Origin of the sequence: Pseudaminobacter salicylatoxidans (assembly GCF_003148475.1) — a bacterium.
GTDB lineage: Bacteria > Pseudomonadota > Alphaproteobacteria > Rhizobiales > Rhizobiaceae > Pseudaminobacter > Pseudaminobacter salicylatoxidans.
The window spans coordinates 184,425-200,566 of record NZ_QGGG01000001.1 but is presented as its reverse complement, the minus strand read 5'-3'; the positions used below and the strand labels follow the sequence as shown (position 1 = coordinate 200,566).

The 16,142-nt window shown below is 64.5% G+C and carries 16 protein-coding genes; 6 read left to right on the top strand and 10 right to left on the bottom strand.

Annotated features, from left to right (window positions below; translation table 11 throughout):
* Positions 1–17 precede the first annotated feature (17 nt).
* Together C7441_RS00895 and C7441_RS00890 are read right to left on the bottom strand one after the other, a co-directional pair.
* Positions 18–764, bottom strand: a complete 747-nt coding sequence (locus C7441_RS00895) for an ABC transporter ATP-binding protein (RefSeq protein ID WP_109611590.1) — start codon at positions 762–764, stop codon at positions 18–20.
* A complete protein-coding gene (locus C7441_RS00890; protein ID WP_109611304.1) occupies positions 757–1,512 on the bottom strand; it encodes an ABC transporter ATP-binding protein in 756 nt (251 codons plus the stop codon). The genes C7441_RS00895 and C7441_RS00890 overlap by 8 nt, the downstream gene beginning before the upstream one ends.
* A 164-nt stretch (positions 1,513–1,676) precedes the next feature.
* On the opposite strand from C7441_RS00890, the gene C7441_RS00885 reads away from it, so the two are divergent.
* The gene (locus C7441_RS00885) at positions 1,677–2,414 is read left to right on the top strand and encodes an IclR family transcriptional regulator (protein ID WP_109611303.1); all 738 of its coding nucleotides are present in this window, start codon (positions 1,677–1,679) and stop codon (positions 2,412–2,414) included.
* A 76-nt stretch (positions 2,415–2,490) separates the two neighbouring features.
* Here C7441_RS00885 and panC read toward each other — a convergent pair whose 3' ends face one another.
* Together panC and panB are read right to left on the bottom strand one after the other, a co-directional pair.
* On the bottom strand, positions 2,491–3,345 hold the full coding sequence (gene panC / locus C7441_RS00880; RefSeq protein WP_109611302.1) for a pantoate--beta-alanine ligase: 855 nt from the start codon (positions 3,343–3,345) through the stop codon (positions 2,491–2,493).
* Positions 3,342–4,187, bottom strand: coding sequence for a 3-methyl-2-oxobutanoate hydroxymethyltransferase (panB, locus tag C7441_RS00875; protein ID WP_109611301.1), 846 nt, complete (start codon positions 4,185–4,187; stop codon positions 3,342–3,344). The genes panC and panB overlap by 4 nt, the downstream gene beginning before the upstream one ends.
* A gap of 177 nt (positions 4,188–4,364) precedes the next feature.
* Here panB and C7441_RS00870 point away from each other — a divergent pair, with 177 nt between their 5' ends.
* From C7441_RS00870 to katG, 5 genes are all read left to right on the top strand, one after another.
* The gene (locus tag C7441_RS00870) at positions 4,365–5,333 is read left to right on the top strand and encodes an NUDIX hydrolase (RefSeq protein WP_109611589.1); all 969 of its coding nucleotides are present in this window, start codon (positions 4,365–4,367) and stop codon (positions 5,331–5,333) included.
* A gap of 67 nt (positions 5,334–5,400) precedes the next feature.
* Positions 5,401–6,375, top strand: coding sequence for a quinolinate synthase NadA (nadA, locus tag C7441_RS00865; RefSeq protein ID WP_109611300.1), 975 nt, complete (start codon positions 5,401–5,403; stop codon positions 6,373–6,375).
* Positions 6,372–7,919, top strand: a complete 1,548-nt coding sequence (locus tag C7441_RS00860; protein WP_109611299.1) for an L-aspartate oxidase — start codon at positions 6,372–6,374, stop codon at positions 7,917–7,919. The genes nadA and C7441_RS00860 overlap by 4 nt, the downstream gene beginning before the upstream one ends.
* 2 nt (positions 7,920–7,921) lie before the next feature.
* Entirely contained in the window at positions 7,922–8,776 is an 855-nt protein-coding gene (gene nadC / locus C7441_RS00855; protein WP_019173677.1) for a carboxylating nicotinate-nucleotide diphosphorylase, read from the top strand.
* A 333-nt stretch (positions 8,777–9,109) separates the two neighbouring features.
* Complete coding sequence (katG, locus tag C7441_RS00850; RefSeq protein ID WP_109611298.1) at positions 9,110–11,302, top strand: catalase/peroxidase HPI; 2,193 nt, start codon at positions 9,110–9,112, stop codon at positions 11,300–11,302.
* 94 nt (positions 11,303–11,396) lie between these two features.
* Here the strand turns inward: katG and ureG are convergent, their stop codons facing one another.
* The 6 genes from ureG to C7441_RS00820 all read right to left on the bottom strand — a co-directional run bounded on the left by ureG (position 11,397) and on the right by C7441_RS00820 (position 16,036).
* On the bottom strand, positions 11,397–12,035 hold the full coding sequence (ureG, locus tag C7441_RS00845) for an urease accessory protein UreG (protein ID WP_109611297.1): 639 nt from the start codon (positions 12,033–12,035) through the stop codon (positions 11,397–11,399).
* Positions 12,032–12,715, bottom strand: a complete 684-nt coding sequence (locus C7441_RS00840; protein ID WP_425326553.1) for an urease accessory protein UreF — start codon at positions 12,713–12,715, stop codon at positions 12,032–12,034. The genes ureG and C7441_RS00840 overlap by 4 nt, the downstream gene beginning before the upstream one ends.
* Positions 12,690–13,220 carry an urease accessory protein UreE gene (ureE, locus tag C7441_RS00835; RefSeq protein WP_109611296.1) on the bottom strand — a complete coding sequence of 177 codons (531 nt, stop codon included), beginning with the start codon at positions 13,218–13,220 and terminating at the stop codon, positions 12,690–12,692. Before ureE ends, C7441_RS00840 begins: the two co-directional genes overlap by 26 nt.
* 17 nt (positions 13,221–13,237) lie before the next feature.
* A complete protein-coding gene (gene ureC, locus C7441_RS00830) occupies positions 13,238–14,950 on the bottom strand; it encodes an urease subunit alpha (RefSeq protein ID WP_109611295.1) in 1,713 nt (570 codons plus the stop codon).
* Between the two features lie 181 nt (positions 14,951–15,131).
* Positions 15,132–15,437, bottom strand: a complete 306-nt coding sequence (locus C7441_RS00825; protein ID WP_019173682.1) for an urease subunit beta — start codon at positions 15,435–15,437, stop codon at positions 15,132–15,134.
* Positions 15,438–15,448: 11 nt separating this feature from the next.
* Positions 15,449–16,036: a HupE/UreJ family protein gene (locus tag C7441_RS00820; protein WP_109611294.1), complete on the bottom strand. Its 588-nt coding sequence runs from the start codon at positions 16,034–16,036 to the stop codon at positions 15,449–15,451.
* Between the last annotated feature and the right edge of the window lie 106 nt (positions 16,037–16,142).

Below are 16,142 nucleotides of genomic sequence, written 5' to 3'. Positions count from 1 at the left end.
TCCCTTGTGTTAAACCCTCAGACGCCAAGATAGCGATGAAGCTTGCCCATGCTGGCTTCCAGCCGGTCGTTGGCAATCTCGTCGACGATGCGCCCCTGCTCGACGATGTAGTGCCGGTCGGCAACGGTCGCGGCGGCATGGAAATTCTGCTCGACCAGAACGATCGTGAAACCCATGGACTTCAGCTTTCGGATCATATGGCCGATCTGCTGGACGATCACCGGTGCAAGCCCCTCGGTCGGCTCGTCAAGCAACAGCAGGCGCGCGCCCGTGCGCAGGATGCGGCCGATCGCCAGCATCTGCTGTTCGCCGCCGGAGAGCTTGGTGCCCTGGCTGTGCAGACGTTCCTTAAGATTGGGGAAAAGCTCGAAGACCTGTTCCAGCGTGAAGCCGCCCGATGCAACGATTGGCGGCAAAAGGAGATTCTCCTTCACATCGAGGCTCGAGAATATCCCCCGCTCCTCCGGGCACCAGGCGATGCCCTTCCTGGCAATATGGCGGGACGCGAGGCCGACCAGTTCGCTGCCCCGGAAACGGATGGAACCGCGACGCTTCTCGATCACGCCCATGATCGACTTCAGCGTTGTCGTCTTGCCCGCACCGTTGCGGCCGAGCAGCGTGACCACTTCGCCCGGATGGACATCAAAGGCCATGCCGTGAAGCACATGGGACTCGCCGTACCATGCCTGGAGGTCGCGCACGGCAAGCAGCGGTTCGGTTGCCGCGGAGGGCGAAGCAGACTGGCTTGCAGCAGTGCTATGCATGGCCGGCACCGATATAGGCGTCGAGGACGCGCGGATCCTTCGAGACGGTTGCGTAGTCACCCTCGGCCAGGACCTTGCCGCGGGCAAGCACCGTGATGAAATCGGACAGGGTCGAGACGACTGACAGATTGTGCTCGACCATCAGCACCGTACGATCTCTCGAGACGCGGCGGATGAGTTGGGTGATGCGGTCCACGTCATCGGCGGCCATGCCCGCCATCGGCTCATCCAGCAGCATCATTTCCGGATCCAGAGCCAGCGTGGTGGCGATTTCGAGCGCGCGTTTGCGGCCGTAGGACAACTCGCCCGCGACCGTGTCCATGAATTCCGAAAGCCCGACAGCTTCCACAAGCTCCCGGGCGCGACCGTTGAGCTCGTCGAGCACACGTTGCGATCTCCAGAAATTGAACGAATCCCGCCTTTGCCGTTGCAGGGCGATGCGGACATTCTCCAGGACGGTCATATGCGGGAAGACGGCAGAAATCTGAAAGGAGCGGATCAGGCCAAGGCGGGCGATGTCGGCCGGCTTGCGGCTCGTGATGTCCTGCCCCTTGTAGACGATCGTCCCGCGCGTCGGGCTCAGGAACTTGGTCAGCAGGTTGAAGCAGGTGGTCTTTCCCGCGCCATTCGGACCAATAAGCGCATGGATGGTGCCGCGACGCACTTTGAGGTCCACGCCGTCGACGGCGACGAAGCCCTTGAACTCCTTCGTCAGACCATTGGCAGACAGGATAATGTCCTCGGCCATCAATCCTCCCGGTATGCTCCCCTGGGTCTGGCGCCCATTTGTACCGACGCTATTTGGCCTTTCTTCCGCTGTCAAACAAATTCAATACCGGGTAAAAAAGTTCACAATGATGAACTATTGCGTTAGTGTTCTAACGGTATGAGCGCTGTTCGTATGGAGGCTCAATGCGCGTCAGGCAGATCGACAACGTCCTCGACTTGTTCGAAATCTATGCGCGGGAGCGATCGCCGCTGACGCTGACGGCATTGTCCGAGGCGCTGGGCATTCCGAAGTCGAGCACCTTCAATGTCATCGAGACGCTCGTGAGCCGCGGCTTCCTGTATGAGACGAAGCCGCGGGGCGGCTATTATCCAACCCAAAGACTGCTCGAACTGGCGCGTTCGATGATGGACGGAGATCCGTTGACGGCACGCATCCATGGCCAATTGGAAGCGCTCGCGGCGGCGACAGGTGAAACAGCGGTTCTGTCTGCCCGCGAACAGGACGACGTCGTCTATGTCGATGTCGTGGAATCCACCGCGCCCATACGCTACTTTGCCAAGATCGGCGAGCGGCGCCCGATCTATACGACGTCGAGCGGCAAGGCCATCCTCACCACCTATGACCCGGCGGAACGAGCGGACATCCTGCAGGCGCTGCGGTATTTGCCCTACCAGAGCGCCACCAAGAAGGATGCGCGGGAACTGGCCGCCGACCTCGAAGTATCGACGATGCGCGGCTGGTGCGAGGATCTGGCGGAATCCACCCCCGACGTGATGGGGCTGGGCGTGCCCGTCGTGACCGGCGGCCGTCGCTTCGGACTGGCGGTAGCCGGTCCGATCTACCGGATGCGAGACAATCGCGAGGCGCTGGTGAGGCATCTTCGCGCGACCGCGTCGCGTATCAGCGACACGGACGTTTGACCCGGATTCCTTTCGGGCATACGCAGTCTGGAACGCTATTTCCGACATGCCCTTTATGAGGCTGCGGCAACCTTTTTCATGTCTCAGGGCGCACCGGGACGTTGTCGATGAGGCGCACCTCGCCAAGCCAGGCTGCCGCGAGAAGCCGTGCGGGCCGATCAGCCCGGTCGAGCGGCGACAGGTCGTCCTCGGCGCGCAAGGTCAGATATTCGACTTCCGCATAGCCCGCAGCCAGTATCGCCGCCTGCGCCGCATCCAGCGTGGCGGCGACGGCAGCACCGGCAGCAAGGCGGGCGGCGGCATCGAACAGAATGTCCGCGAGCCGCGGCGCAACCGCGCGCTGCGCCTGCGACAACCGCACATTGCGCGACGACAGCGCCAGTCCGTCCTGCTCGCGCACGGTCGGGCATCCGACGATCCCGATCGGAATATCGAGGTCACGCGCCATACGGCGCACGACATGAAGCTGCTGGAAATCCTTTTCGCCGAAGAAGGCAAGATCGGCCCCAATCTGGAGGAAGAGCTTGGCGACTACCGTGGCCACACCGTCGAAGTGGCCCGGCCGGAACGCGCCGCACAGCCCCTCGCTCACGCCGCTCACCGAGATGTTGGTGGCAAAACCCTCCGGATAGACCTGATCGGCATCCGGGGCATAGAGCATATGCGCGCCGAGCGGCGCGAGCTTGGCCGCGTCCTCATGCTCCGTACGCGGATAGGCGGCGAGATCGGCCGCGCTGTTGAACTGCTTCGGATTGACGAACAGCGTCACGATCACCCGGTCGGCCTGCACCAGAGCGGCGCGCACCAGGCTAAGATGCCCTTCATGCAGCGCGCCCATGGTGGGCACGACTGCGACCCTCGCGCCTTCGCGGCGCCATTCGGCGACGGTCGCGCGCAGTTCGGCAAGGGTGCGGACAATAGGTATGCTCATTCGCTCTTTTCTCCTGTAACCGCCATTGCGGCATCCGCGAAGACATGCTGCGCGGCGGGAAAACGCCGTTCCCGCACCTCCTGCGCGTAGGCGGCGATCGCGGCATCGGCCGCCTCGCCCAGTTCCCCATAACGCTTCACGAATTTCGGCCGGAAATCGGTGAACATGCCCAGCATGTCGTCGACAACGAGGACCTGGCCGTCGCAGGCGGGAGACGCACCGATGCCGATGGTAGGAATGGCGATCTCCTGCGTGATCCGGCGCGCCAGCGCCTCCGGTACTTTTTCGAGCACCACAGAAAACGCTCCCGCCTGCGCGACAGCAGCGGCATCGGCCAGCACACGCCCACCGGCTTCGCCGCGCCCCTGCACGCCATAGCCGCCGAACGCGTTCACTGCCTGCGGCGTCAGCCCGACATGCGCCATCACCGGAATGCCGCGCCCGGTAAGGAAGCGTATCGTCTGCGCCATCGTCTCGCTGCCTTCGAGCTTGACGGCCGCACAGCCGGTCTCCGCCACCATCCGGGCCGCGTTGCGGAAGGCCTGCTCCGGCCCTTCCTCATAGGAGCCGAACGGCATATCGACCACCATCAGCGCCTGTTCCAGCCCGCGCCGCACCGCTTTGCCATGCAGGATCATCATATCGAGGGAGACGCCGAGCGTGGACGGCAGGCCGTGCAGCACCATGCCGACACTGTCACCGACGAGCGCGATGTCGCAATGCTTGTCGACAAGCCTTGCCATCGGCGTCGTATATGCGGTCAGGCACACCAGCGGCGTGCCGCCCTTGCGGGCCGCAACCTGCGGCGGCGTCATGGCTTTCGTCTGGCCGGTCACACTCATTTCCGATTCCTTCCCTAGCGTTACCCCTCGCCGCGCGTCATGTGGCATATTTTTGTGCAGTTGCGAAGAGCCGGGGTCACGTGACGTGACGTTGACGACGGCATGGGCAAAGTCCACGGTGCCAACCATGCGATTCAGCCGCCGCGACAGACGAGACGGCCCACCACCTGCGGACATATGCAGCACGAGACAACAGAAAACAGGCAAGAGCCCGCCGGCCACAAGCCCCACGACGTGCATGCGGACCTGATCGCCGTCGTCGTGGCTGTGACTGGCCACGAACCGCGTGTGCTGACCATCGGTGAGGACGAGGCCCTGCCCTCGGGTCCGTTCGAGCTTGGCCACCGGTCCCTGCAATCGGGCCTGAGGGCGTGGGTCGAGCGCCGGACCGGCCATCCCCTCGGCTATATCGAGCAGCTCTACACCTTCGCGGATCGCGACCGGATCGGCGACGAGCGCCAGCAGCGCGTGATCTCGATCAGCTATCTGGCGCTCACCCGGCAGGACGAGACCGCGTCGCCGGAACGGCGCCGCTGGCAAAGCTGGTACGACTATTTTCCATGGGAGGATCATCGCGGCAGCGTCCCGCCGATCATTTACAACGTCCTGCGGCCGAGATTGCGCGAATGGGCGCAGGACGCCGGCGACGAGGCAACCCGCCGCGAACGCTGGCAGCGTGCCGCGATCGACTTCGGCTTCGATGACCGGCCGTGGAACGAAGAACTCGTGCTCCAGCGCTACGAACTGCTCTATGAAGCGGGACTGGTGGAAGAAGCGGCGCGCGCCGGCCAGCCCGCTCAACACCTTCTGGTGCCTGGAAAATCCATGGTGCTCGACCACCGCCGCATCCTTGCCACGGGCATTGCCAGGCTGCGTTCCAAGATCAAATACCGGCCGGTCGTCTTCGAACTGATGCCGCCGCTTTTCACGCTTCTCCAGCTCCAGCGCACGGTGGAGGCGCTGGCCGGCAGGCTGGTGCACAAGCAGAATTTCCGCCGCCTCATCGAGCAGCAGGAACTGGTCGAGGAAACCGCCAAAACCACGGCCGACACCGGCGGGCGACCGGCAAAACTGTTCCGTTTCCGTCATGCCGTCCTCGACGAACGGGCGGCGACAGGTACGAAATTACCGCTGACAAGGTCTTGACATCTATTATGCTCAAAGTAAGCATATGCCCTCCTTATACTCATTTCGAGCATAACAGGAGGAGCCAATGTCCATTCTGCAGCCGAGCGCCGCGTCGCTCTACGACCGTGTCCAGCGGGTGATCCCACCCATCGAATGGCCGGCCTTTTCCGACGACATCGACGCCATTCTGGCGCTCAAGCGCGAGCGCAACGCCGTCATCCTGGCGCATAATTACCAGACGCCCGAAATCTTCCATTGCGTTGCCGATATCGTCGGCGACAGCCTGGCGCTCGCCCGCAAGGCAACGGACGTCGATGCCGACATCATCGTGCTCGCCGGCGTGCATTTCATGGCCGAGACGGCCAAGCTGCTCAATCCGGGCAAGACCGTGCTGCTGCCGCATACCGACGCCGGCTGCTCGCTGGCCGATTCGATCACCGCCGAGGACGTACGGCTGATGCGCAAGCGCTATCCGGGCGTACCGGTCGTCACCTATGTCAACACCTCCGCCGCCGTGAAGGCCGAATCCGACATCTGCTGCACCTCCGGGAACGCGCTGGCCGTGGTGGAATCGCTCGGCGTGCCAAGGGTGATCATGTTGCCCGACGAATATCTGGCCAGGAACATCGCGGCGCAAACCAAGGTCGAGATCATTGCCTGGAAGGGGCATTGCGAAGTGCATGAGCGCTTCACGCCCGCCGACATCCGCGAGCTGCGCGAGGCGCATCCCGGCGTCACCGTGCTGGCCCATCCCGAATGCCCGCCCGAAGTGGTGGCCGAGGCGGACTTCGCCGGTTCGACGGCAGCGATGTCGGATTATGTCGGACAGCACAAGCCGGCCCGCGTGGTGCTGATGACCGAATGCTCGATGAGCGACAATGTCGCCATCGACCATCCGGACGTCGAGTTCGTGCGCCCCTGCAATTTGTGCCCGCACATGAAGCGCATCACGCTTTCCAACATCCGCACCGCGCTGGAGGAGAATCGCCACATCGTGACCATAGATCCGCAGGTTGCGGAACGCGCGCGCAACGCCGTGGAGCGGATGATCGCCATATGACCGCCGGCGCGCATGATCTTCGCGGCCGGCCCGTCATCGTCGGTGCGGGCGTCGCAGGATTGCTGACGGCGCTGCTTCTGGCGCCGGAACCGGTCGTGCTGATCTCGCGCGCGCCGCTGGGCGGTGATTCCTCCAGCATGCTGGCACAGGGCGGCATGGCAGCCAGCCTCGGTGGCGACGACAGCCCCGACCTCCATCTTGCCGACACGCTCGCGGCCGGCGACGGGCTTTGCGACGAGGAGGCGGTCAGGCGGGTGGTCGAAGCGGCACCCCGAACGATCGAAAACCTGCAACGCCTCGGCGTCCTTTTCGATTGCGGCCCCGACGGGTCGCTGCGGCTCGGGCTGGAAGCCGCGCATTCGCGCCAGCGGATCGTCCACGCGGCCGGAGACGCCACCGGCCGCGAACTGGTTCGCGCGCTTGCCGCCGCGGTGCGAAGGACCCCGTCCATCACCGTTCTGGAAGGCATGGAAGCCCGGCGTCTGCTCATCGAAGACGGCGCCGTTGCCGGCGTGCTGGTCGTCGCGGACAACAGCGCAGTCGCGCTTTCCACGGCCCGCGTGGTGCTGGCGACAGGCGGCATCGGCGGCCTGTACGGCGACACGACGAACCCGCTCGGTTCCTTCGGGCAGGGACTGGCTCTTGCCGCGCGCGCCGGCGCTGAACTCGCCGATCTCGAATTCGTCCAGTTCCACCCCACCGCGCTCGATAGCCCGCGCCGCCCGATGCCGCTGGTAAGCGAGGCGGTGCGCGGCGAAGGCGCATGGCTGGTCGATGAGCACGGCCGCCGCTTCCTCGCCGACACGCCCGGAGCCGAGCTTGCGCCGCGCGATGTGGTGGCGCGGGCCGTGTGGCAGCAACTCGCCGCCGGGCACCGCGTCTTTCTGGATGCAAGGCAGTGCCTCGGACAGAGATTCACGGACCGCTTTCCGACGATCGCATCGCTCTGCCTCGAAGCGGGCATCGATCCGGCCACCCAGCCGATCCCGGTGCGCCCCGCGGTCCACTATCACATGGGCGGCATTGCCGTGGACGCCGACGGCCGAAGCTCGGTGCCGGGCCTGTGGGCTTGCGGCGAGGTCGCCCGCACCGGACTGCACGGCGCCAACCGGCTCGCCAGCAATTCGCTGACGGAAGGCGCCGTCTGCGCCGAATGGGCGGCCAGAAGCGTTGCCGCCGCCCCTGCCCGTGCAAGCAGCCGCCTGCTCCCGACGGCGCTGCCGCCACGGCCGGACGCGTCCGCCATCCGCCCCATCGTCTCGCGCGCGCTCGGCATCGTGCGCGACGGCGAGACCTTGCGCGAAGCCGCCGCCGCACTGCTGCCTTTTGCCGAGAGCGACAATGCCGCTTCCGATCCGGCGGCCGTTGCACTGATGATGACGCTCGCCGCGTTGCGCCGCGAGGAGAGCCGCGGTGCGCACTGCCGCGCCGATTTCCCGCAACGCGATGCGCAAGCGCGATCCTCGCGCCTGACACTCAACGAAACCTTGGAAACGGCGGCAGGGTTCGCCGACACATCCTCACCGCTTGCCAGGAGAGCCTGACCATGCCCTTGCCATCCCTGCCCACAATCATGTTCGAGCCGCTGGTGCGCGCGACCTTGCTGGAGGATCTCGGCCGGGCCGGCGACCTGACCACCGACGCGATCGTGCCGCAGGAGGCCACCGCGACGCTGACGTTCGCGGTACGCCAGCCGGGCGTAATTGCCGGCATGGGCGTCGCATCCTGCGCCTTCCGGACCATCGATCCGACGGTGGAAATGACAATCGCCCACCCAGACGGCAGCAGCGTTGCGGCGGGAGAGGTGATCGCCACGGTTCACGGCCCTGCCCGCGCCCTGCTCACCGCCGAACGAACGGCGCTCAACTTCCTCTGCCGCATGAGCGGCATCGCCACGGCGACCGCTGCGGTTGTCGAAGCGATACGCGGCAACAAGGCCAGCATCGTGTGCACAAGAAAGACGACGCCCGGCCTGCGCGCCCTGGAAAAATACGCCGTGCGCGCAGGTGGCGGCTCCAACCATCGCTTCGGGCTTGATGACGCCGTGCTGATCAAGGACAATCACATCGCGATTGCCGGCGACATTCGCGCCGCCATCGAGCGGGCGCGTGCCGGCGTTGGCCATCTGGTCAAGATCGAGGTGGAAGTGGACACGCTCGACCAGCTCGAAATCGCGCTTGGCGTGGGCGTGGATGCGGTGCTGCTCGACAATATGTCGCCCGAACAGCTTTCGCGGGCGGTGACGATGGTGGCCGGTCGCGCGATCACCGAAGCGTCCGGCCGCGTGACGCCGCAGACCGCCCCGGCGATTGCCGCAACCGGCGTCGATCTGATCTCGATCGGCTGGCTGACGCACAGCGCGCCGATCCTCGACATCGGTCTCGACTATGGCAGTCTCTAGCGATCTGGTGGCGGAGCCGGCGCTTGTGCGACTTCTGCAATAAACAGAACTTATCTACGCGATCAGTAAATCCAACTTAAGCTGATCAGCGGTTTTTGATACAATACCAACGCGGAGTCGAGGAGGAGAAACCGATAGCGCAGCCGCTTCGCTTCGTGTCGCGATGAGCAGTGGTGCCCTGTTGCCGATGTCCTGGATCATCCGGATAGCTGGCACCGGGGCCGTTTCGTCTCAGGCCAACCCTTCAGGCATGACACCGGGACGCTCCATCTGTCTGGCATTTGGTCATCGCGAGGCCAGCCCAATCAATGCAGCCACGGGGGAGGAGAACAAATGGACACAAAGATCGACGAGAGCGCGGGCAAATGCCCGGTCGCGCATGCACCCGCAGCCAGAACCAATAGGGACTGGTGGCCGAACCAGTTGGACCTCCAGGTTCTCCACCAGCATTCGAACCTGTCCGACCCGATGGGCGAGGCGTTCGACTATGCCAAGGAATTCGACAGTCTTAACCTCGATGCCGTGATCGCGGACCTCAAGGGCCTGATGACGGATTCGCAGGATTGGTGGCCGGCCGATTTCGGTCACTATGGGCCGCTGTTCATCCGCATGGCCTGGCACAGCGCGGGAACCTACCGCGTCGGCGACGGGCGCGGCGGCGCCGGTGCCGGCCAGCAGCGTTTCGCGCCGCTCAACAGCTGGCCGGACAATGTGAACCTCGACAAGGCGCGCCGGCTGCTGTGGCCGATCAAGCAGAAATATGGCCGCAAGATTTCCTGGGCCGACCTGATGATCCTCGCCGGCAACGTCGCGCTCGAATCCATGGGTTTCAGGACCTTCGGTTTCGCCGGCGGGCGCGAGGATGTGTGGGAACCCGAGCAGGACATCTATTGGGGTTCCGAGGGCAAGTGGCTGGCGGATGAGCGCTACAGCGGCGAGCGCGACCTCGAAAACCCTCTGGCCGCCGTGCAGATGGGCCTGATCTACGTGAACCCGGAAGGCCCGAACGGCAATCCCGATCCGCTGGCGGCGGCGCGCGACATCCGCGAGACCTTCGCGCGGATGGCGATGAACGACGAGGAAACCGTCGCGCTCATTGCCGGCGGACACAGTTTCGGCAAGACCCACGGCGCCGGCGATGCGACATTGGTAGGCCCGGAGCCCGAAGCCGCCGACATCGAGCAGCAGGGCCTCGGCTGGAAGAGCAGCTTCGGCACCGGCAGAGGCGGCGACACGATCGGCAGCGGCCTTGAAGTCACCTGGACCACGACACCGACGAAATGGAGCACCAACTTCCTGTGGAACCTGTTCGGCTATGAATGGGAACTGACCAGGAGCCCGGCCGGCGCGCATCAGTGGATACCCAGGCACGGCATGGGCGCAGGCACGGTGCCGGATGCGCATGACCCGTCCAAGCGCCATGCGCCGACCATGCTGACCACCGACCTCGCCCTGCGGTTCGACCCGGAATATGGGAAAATCTCACGGCGCTTTCTCGAAAATCCGGACGAGTTCGCGGACGCCTTCGCACGTGCGTGGTTCAAGCTGACCCACCGCGACATGGGTCCGATTGCACGCTATCTCGGCCCGCTCGTGCCGAAAGAGGAACTGATCTGGCAGGATCCTGTCCCCGTCGTGGACCATGAACTGATCGACGAGGACGACATCGCATCGCTGAAGGCGAAGATCCTCGCCTCCGGCGTCACGGTTTCGCAGCTCGTCTCGACGGCATGGGCGTCGGCCTCGACCTTCCGCGGGTCGGACAAGCGCGGCGGCGCGAACGGCGCGCGCATTCGGCTTGAGCCCCAGAAGGATTGGGACGTCAACCAGCCGGCCGAACTGGCCACGGTGCTGGAAAAGCTCGAAGCGATCCAGCAGGAATTCAATTCCTCGCAATCCGGTAACAAGAAAGTCTCGCTTGCCGACCTGATCGTTCTGGGTGGCAGCGCAGCGGTGGAGAAGGCCGCGAAGGATGCCGGCCATACCGTCAAGGCTCCCTTCATGCCGGGACGTACGGACGCCTCGCAGGCACAGACCGATGTGGACTCCTTCGAGCCGCTCGAACCGACCGCCGACGGTTTCCGCAACTATGGCCGCGGCAATCCACGCCTGTCCGCCGAGGAGCAGCTCGTGGATCGGGCGCAACTGCTGACGCTGACCGCGCCCGAGATGACGGTGCTCGTCGGCGGCCTGCGCGTATTGGGTGCGAATACCGGCGGTTCCACGCACGGCGTTTTCACCGCCCGCCCCGGCGCGCTGACCAACGACTTCTTCGTGAACCTGCTCGACATGGGCACGGAGTGGAAGGCGGTCTCGGATGCCAGGGAGGTGTTCGAGGGACGCGACCGCGCGACGCAGGAGGTGAAGTGGACCGCCACCCGCGTCGACCTGATCTTCGGCTCGCACTCGCAGCTTCGGGCATTGGCCGAAGTCTATGCATGCGCCGATTCAGGCGCGAAATTCGTCAACGACTTCGTGGCGGCCTGGACCAAGGTGATGAACGCCGACCGCTTCGATCTCGCCTGAAAGGTAAAACGCCCGGACGCAGGCTGTGTCCGGGCGTAAATGCTGCGGCGATCCCGGTTGCGCATCGCAACCGCTTTCTATTGCCGGAAAGGCTTTATCCGGCGCGCGCCTGCGTCTCGCGCGCAAGCCCGCCATTCTCGACAATGAAATCGATGACCTCCTGCACGCCCTTGCCCCGATAGAGATCGGTGAAGGCGAAGGGGCGCTTCCCGCGCATGCGCGCCGCATCTTCTTCCATCACGTCGAGATCGACGTGAACATAAGGCGCCAGATCGCTCTTGTTGATGACGAGGAAATCGGAACGCGTGATGCCCGGCCCGCCCTTGCGCGGAATTTCCTCGCCCTGACAGACCGAGATCACATAGATGGTGAGATCGGCGAGGTCGGGCGAGAAGGTGGCCGCGAGGTTGTCGCCCCCGGATTCGATGAAGACGATATCGAGATCGGGGAAGCGCCGGTTCATCTCGGCAATCGCCTGCAGATTGATCGAAGCGTCCTCGCGGATCGCCGTATGCGGGCAACCGCCGGTCTCAACGCCCATGATGCGGTCTTCCGACAAGGCCTGATGCTTCGCCAGGATCAGCGCATCCTCTCGGGTGTAGATGTCGTTGGTGATGACGGCGACCGAATATGTATCGCGCAACGCCGAGCAAAGCTTTTCGGTAAGCGTCGTCTTGCCCGAACCGACCGGGCCGCCGATACCGACGCGCAGGGGTCCATTTTTCTGTGTCATGAGCGGAACAGCCTCGAATGTTGGGTTTCGTGTTTCATGGCCGTGATATCGGCGATGAAAGTCGCGGAACCGAGATCGTCAAGTGTGGATGCCGACGCGCGTGCGGCAGTGGCCGCCAGCACGGGCTCCAGCGCCGCAAGCAGCGCGGTCACGCCATTCTGGCCGGTCAGCGAAAGGCGGATCGCCGCCTGCAGGAGATTAAGGCAGAAGGCCTGAAGGAAAACTTCCAGTGCAGAAGCAAGCGCAATGCCATGTGCGCCGCAGACGGCGCCGACGGCTACGCAGTAGGGACAGAAGGACGGCAGACGGTCGAGCACGTCGGCGGGCCACTGTCCCGCCGCATCGAGGAAGGCCGCGCCTTGCAGCGTGGTTTCCATGTGGCGCTCGGCGCTGCCTGCAAGCGCCTCCGCCAGTTCAGCGACTTCGGCGAGCTCTTCGCCGGCACGCGCGCGCCGCCAGCTCTCGGCAAACAGCACCGCGTCGTTCCAGCCGGAACCGCTGGCGACGAGTTCCGCCAGCCAGTCCCGCAACTCGTCTGCGTTGCCGACCAGCCCGTCATGAGCAGCCCGCTCCAGCCCGTGACTATAGCTGAAGGAGCCCACCGGGAAGACCGGCGACAGCCATGCCGTCAGGCGCAGCAGCGACTTGTTTGCATCAATCGTGGTGATGGTGATGCTCATGACGGGTATGACCATGATGATCGTCATGCGAATGATGATGATCGTGATCATGGTCGTGATTGTGATGACCGCCGGAATAGGCCCCGCGCAGCGGGCTGAAGATCGCCTCCACGTCCTTCACCGTTGCGCCAAGCCCTTCCAGCATCGCCTTGATGACATGATCGCGCAGGATGAAGATGCGATCCGTCTCGATCTGCGCGGCAAGGTGCCGATTGCCGATATGCCAGGCGAGTTCGGCGATGTGCAGGGCGCCGCGGCCCCTGATCTCGTAGAGCTGCTCGCTTGCCGCCCGTATCTCGATCTGGCGACCGTCCTCCAGCACCAGGCGGTCGCCATGTTCCAGCACCACCGGCTCCGGGAAATCGGCAAGCACCTTCTCGCCGCTGGCAAGTGTGATCGCCTTGCGGCGCAAATGTCGCTCATCGCGCTCCAGAACGGAATGACCGGCGGCCGCAACGGCATCGGATGCCTCATGGGCGCGGATGATGGCGGTTATCCGAAACATGATCGTTCCTTCGCTAGTCAAAACAGGAAATAGCGCTGCGCCATGGGAAGGACATCGGACGGCTCGCAGGTAAGCAGCTCGCCGTCGGCCCGCACCTCATAGGTTTCGGGATCGACCTCCATCTTCGGCATGGCGTCGTTGAGTATCATGGAGCGCTTGCCGATGCCGCCGCGCGTGTTGGCGACCGCCACCATCTGCTTGTCCACGCCGATGTTCTCGCGCAAGCCTTCTTCCATCGCCGCCTGCGAAACGAAGGTGATGGAGCTGTTGGTGCGCGCCTTGCCGAAGGAACCGAACATCGGGCGGTAATGCATGGGCTGCGGCGTCGGGATCGAGCCGTTCGTGTCGCCCATCGGCGCGATGGTGATGCAGCCGCCGAGCAGCACCATCTCCGGCTTCATGCCGAAGAAGGCCGGCGTCCACAATACCAGGTCGGCGCGCTTGCCCACTTCCACCGAGCCGATCTCATGCGCCATGCCGTGGGCGATGGCCGGGTTGATCGTGTATTTCGCCACATAGCGACGGGCCCGGTAGTTGTCGTTACCCGGCACATCCTGAGGCAGGCTGCCGCGCTGGCGCTTCATCTTGTCCGCCGTCTGCCAGCAGCGGATCACCATTTCACCGACACGGCCCATGGCCTGGCTGTCAGAGGAGATGATCGAGAACGCGCCCATGTCGTGCAGGATGTCTTCGGCCGCGATGGTTTCCTTGCGGATGCGGCTTTCGGCAAAGGCGATGTCCTCGGGGATCGACGGCGACAGGTGATGGCACACCATCAGCATGTCGAGATGCTCGGCGATGGTGTTGACCGTATACGGCCGCGTCGGGTTGGTCGAGGCAGGCAGAACGTTCGGATACTGGCACACCCGGATGATGTCCGGCGCGTGACCGCCGCCCGCGCCTTCCGTGTGGAAGGAATGGATGGTCCGTCCCTTGAAAGCGGCCAGCGTGTCCTCCACGAAGCCGCCCTCGTTCAGCGTGTCGGAATGGATCGCCACCTGCACGTCGAAATCGTCGGCAACGGTGAGGCAATTGTCGATGGCCGCCGGCGTCGCGCCCCAGTCTTCGTGGATCTTCAGCGCGCAGGCGCCGGCGCGGATCATCTCCTCCAGCGCGCCGGGCAGCGTGGCCGACCCCTTGCCGAACACGCCGATATTGATCGGCAGGCCGTCGAAAGCCTGGATGGTGCGTGCGATGTGCCACGGCCCCGGTGTGCTGGTGGTGGCCAGCGTGCCATGCGCCGGGCCGGTGCCGCCGCCCATCATGCAGGTGACGCCGGAGGCGAGCGCCTCGTCCACCTGCGCCGGCGAGATGAAATGGATATGGGTATCGATGCCGCCGGCAGTCAGGATCTTGCCTTCGCCGGCAATGATTTCGGTGCCCGGCCCGATGATGATGTCGACACCGGGCTGCGTGTCCGGGTTGCCGGCCTTGCCGATTGCGGCGATGCGCCCGTTGTGCAGGCCGACATCGGCCTTGTAGATGCCGGTATGGTCAAGGATGACCACATTGGTGATGACGGTGTCCAGCGCGCCCTGGGCGCGCGAAAGCTGGCTTTGGCCCATACCGTCGCGGATGACCTTGCCGCCCCCGAACTTCACCTCCTCGCCATAGATGGTGAGGTCCTTCTCCACCTCGATGAAAAGATCGGTGTCGGCAAGCCTGACCTTGTCGCCGGTCGTGGGGCCGAACATCTGCGCGTATGTCGCGCGGCTGATCCTGGCTGGCATTAAAACGTCTCCGTCGATGCTTTCCGTGAAAGCTGGATAGTGTGAAACGCGCGGGACCGTTGGTTCCGCTTCGGAGCGACGGATGGAACTGGATGCCGTCGCTCGCTGTCGTCAAAATCGGGACACCGGATCGAAATCGCATTTACGCGTCCCGATCCGGCGGCAGGGCCCTATCCGGGCGTCAAAGCTTGCCCATCACCATCTGGCGAAAGCCGTAAACCTCGCGCTTGCCGAGGATGGGGACGAGCGGCACATCGCGTTCCTGGCCGGGCTCGAAACGAACCGCGGTGCCCGCCGCAATGTCGAGGCGCAAGCCGCGCGTCGCTTCGCGGTCGAACTGCAGCGCCTCGTTCACCTCATAGAAATGATAGTGGCTGCCAACCTGGATCGGCCGGTCGCCGGTATTGGCAACTTTGACCGTGACCACGGGCGCGCCCTGGTTCAGCTCGATTTCGCCTTCGGGCGTAATGATTTCACCGGGAATCATGACCTGGTTCCTTAACCGGCCATCAGCATCAGGCCGCCAAGCGCGGTCGCGCCGCCAGCCACGCGCATGGCGATGCGGCCGGCACTGCCTTGCCACAGGCGTCCGGCACCGAGCCCGAGGCCGATGCCTGCCGCATGCAGCAGCGCGGTCGCCAGCGCGAAGCCCGCGCCGTAGGAGAGGAGGCCTGCGGCGCCGATCTCGCTGCCATGCGCATGGCCGTGGAAGAAGGCGAAGAAGCCGGCTATGGCCGCGCCGACCACGACGGGCACCGGAAGCGCCAGTGCGACGACCAGGCCGAGCACCACCACAGAGGCGAGGATGACCGGCTCGACGAAGGGCACCGGCAGGCCGAAAAGCGCCGTGAGGAAGCCGACGATCATGACGCCGACGAAGGCAGCCGGCACCGCAAACAGCGCGCGGCCGCCAAGCATCGCCGCCCACAGGCCCACCGCCACCATGGCCAGGATATGGTCCGTGCCGGTAAGCGGATGGCTGAAGCCGGCGGCAAACGATCCGTGCTCGGCCGGATTGAGGTGGGCAAATGCGGGACTTGCCATCAGCGTCATGGCCGCTGCCGCAACGATCGTTGTCTTTTTCATTATTCTTTTGACCTTTCTCGTCAGTTGCCATCGCCGCTGCGATATTGATCCGTGCGGCGGAAACCTTGCGATGCGCATGCTTTCTGCTGCCGGCGCATGGAGCGCA

Coding starts and splice junctions, on each gene's coding strand:
- C7441_RS00895 (WP_109611590.1), bottom strand. CDS start 764: ATGCATAGCACTGCTGCAAGCCAGTCTGCTTCGCCCTCCGCGGCAACC.
- C7441_RS00890 (WP_109611304.1), bottom strand. CDS start 1,512: ATGGCCGAGGACATTATCCTGTCTGCCAATGGTCTGACGAAGGAGTTC.
- C7441_RS00885 (WP_109611303.1), top strand. CDS start 1,677: ATGCGCGTCAGGCAGATCGACAACGTCCTCGACTTGTTCGAAATCTAT.
- panC (WP_109611302.1), bottom strand. CDS start 3,345: ATGAGCATACCTATTGTCCGCACCCTTGCCGAACTGCGCGCGACCGTC.
- panB (WP_109611301.1), bottom strand. CDS start 4,187: ATGAGTGTGACCGGCCAGACGAAAGCCATGACGCCGCCGCAGGTTGCG.
- C7441_RS00870 (WP_109611589.1), top strand. CDS start 4,365: ATGCAGCACGAGACAACAGAAAACAGGCAAGAGCCCGCCGGCCACAAG.
- nadA (WP_109611300.1), top strand. CDS start 5,401: ATGTCCATTCTGCAGCCGAGCGCCGCGTCGCTCTACGACCGTGTCCAG.
- C7441_RS00860 (WP_109611299.1), top strand. CDS start 6,372: ATGACCGCCGGCGCGCATGATCTTCGCGGCCGGCCCGTCATCGTCGGT.
- nadC (WP_019173677.1), top strand. CDS start 7,922: ATGCCCTTGCCATCCCTGCCCACAATCATGTTCGAGCCGCTGGTGCGC.
- katG (WP_109611298.1), top strand. CDS start 9,110: ATGGACACAAAGATCGACGAGAGCGCGGGCAAATGCCCGGTCGCGCAT.
- ureG (WP_109611297.1), bottom strand. CDS start 12,035: ATGACACAGAAAAATGGACCCCTGCGCGTCGGTATCGGCGGCCCGGTC.
- C7441_RS00840 (WP_425326553.1), bottom strand. CDS start 12,715: ATGAGCATCACCATCACCACGATTGATGCAAACAAGTCGCTGCTGCGC.
- ureE (WP_109611296.1), bottom strand. CDS start 13,220: ATGTTTCGGATAACCGCCATCATCCGCGCCCATGAGGCATCCGATGCC.
- ureC (WP_109611295.1), bottom strand. CDS start 14,950: ATGCCAGCCAGGATCAGCCGCGCGACATACGCGCAGATGTTCGGCCCC.
- C7441_RS00825 (WP_019173682.1), bottom strand. CDS start 15,437: ATGATTCCCGGTGAAATCATTACGCCCGAAGGCGAAATCGAGCTGAAC.
- C7441_RS00820 (WP_109611294.1), bottom strand. CDS start 16,036: ATGAAAAAGACAACGATCGTTGCGGCAGCGGCCATGACGCTGATGGCA.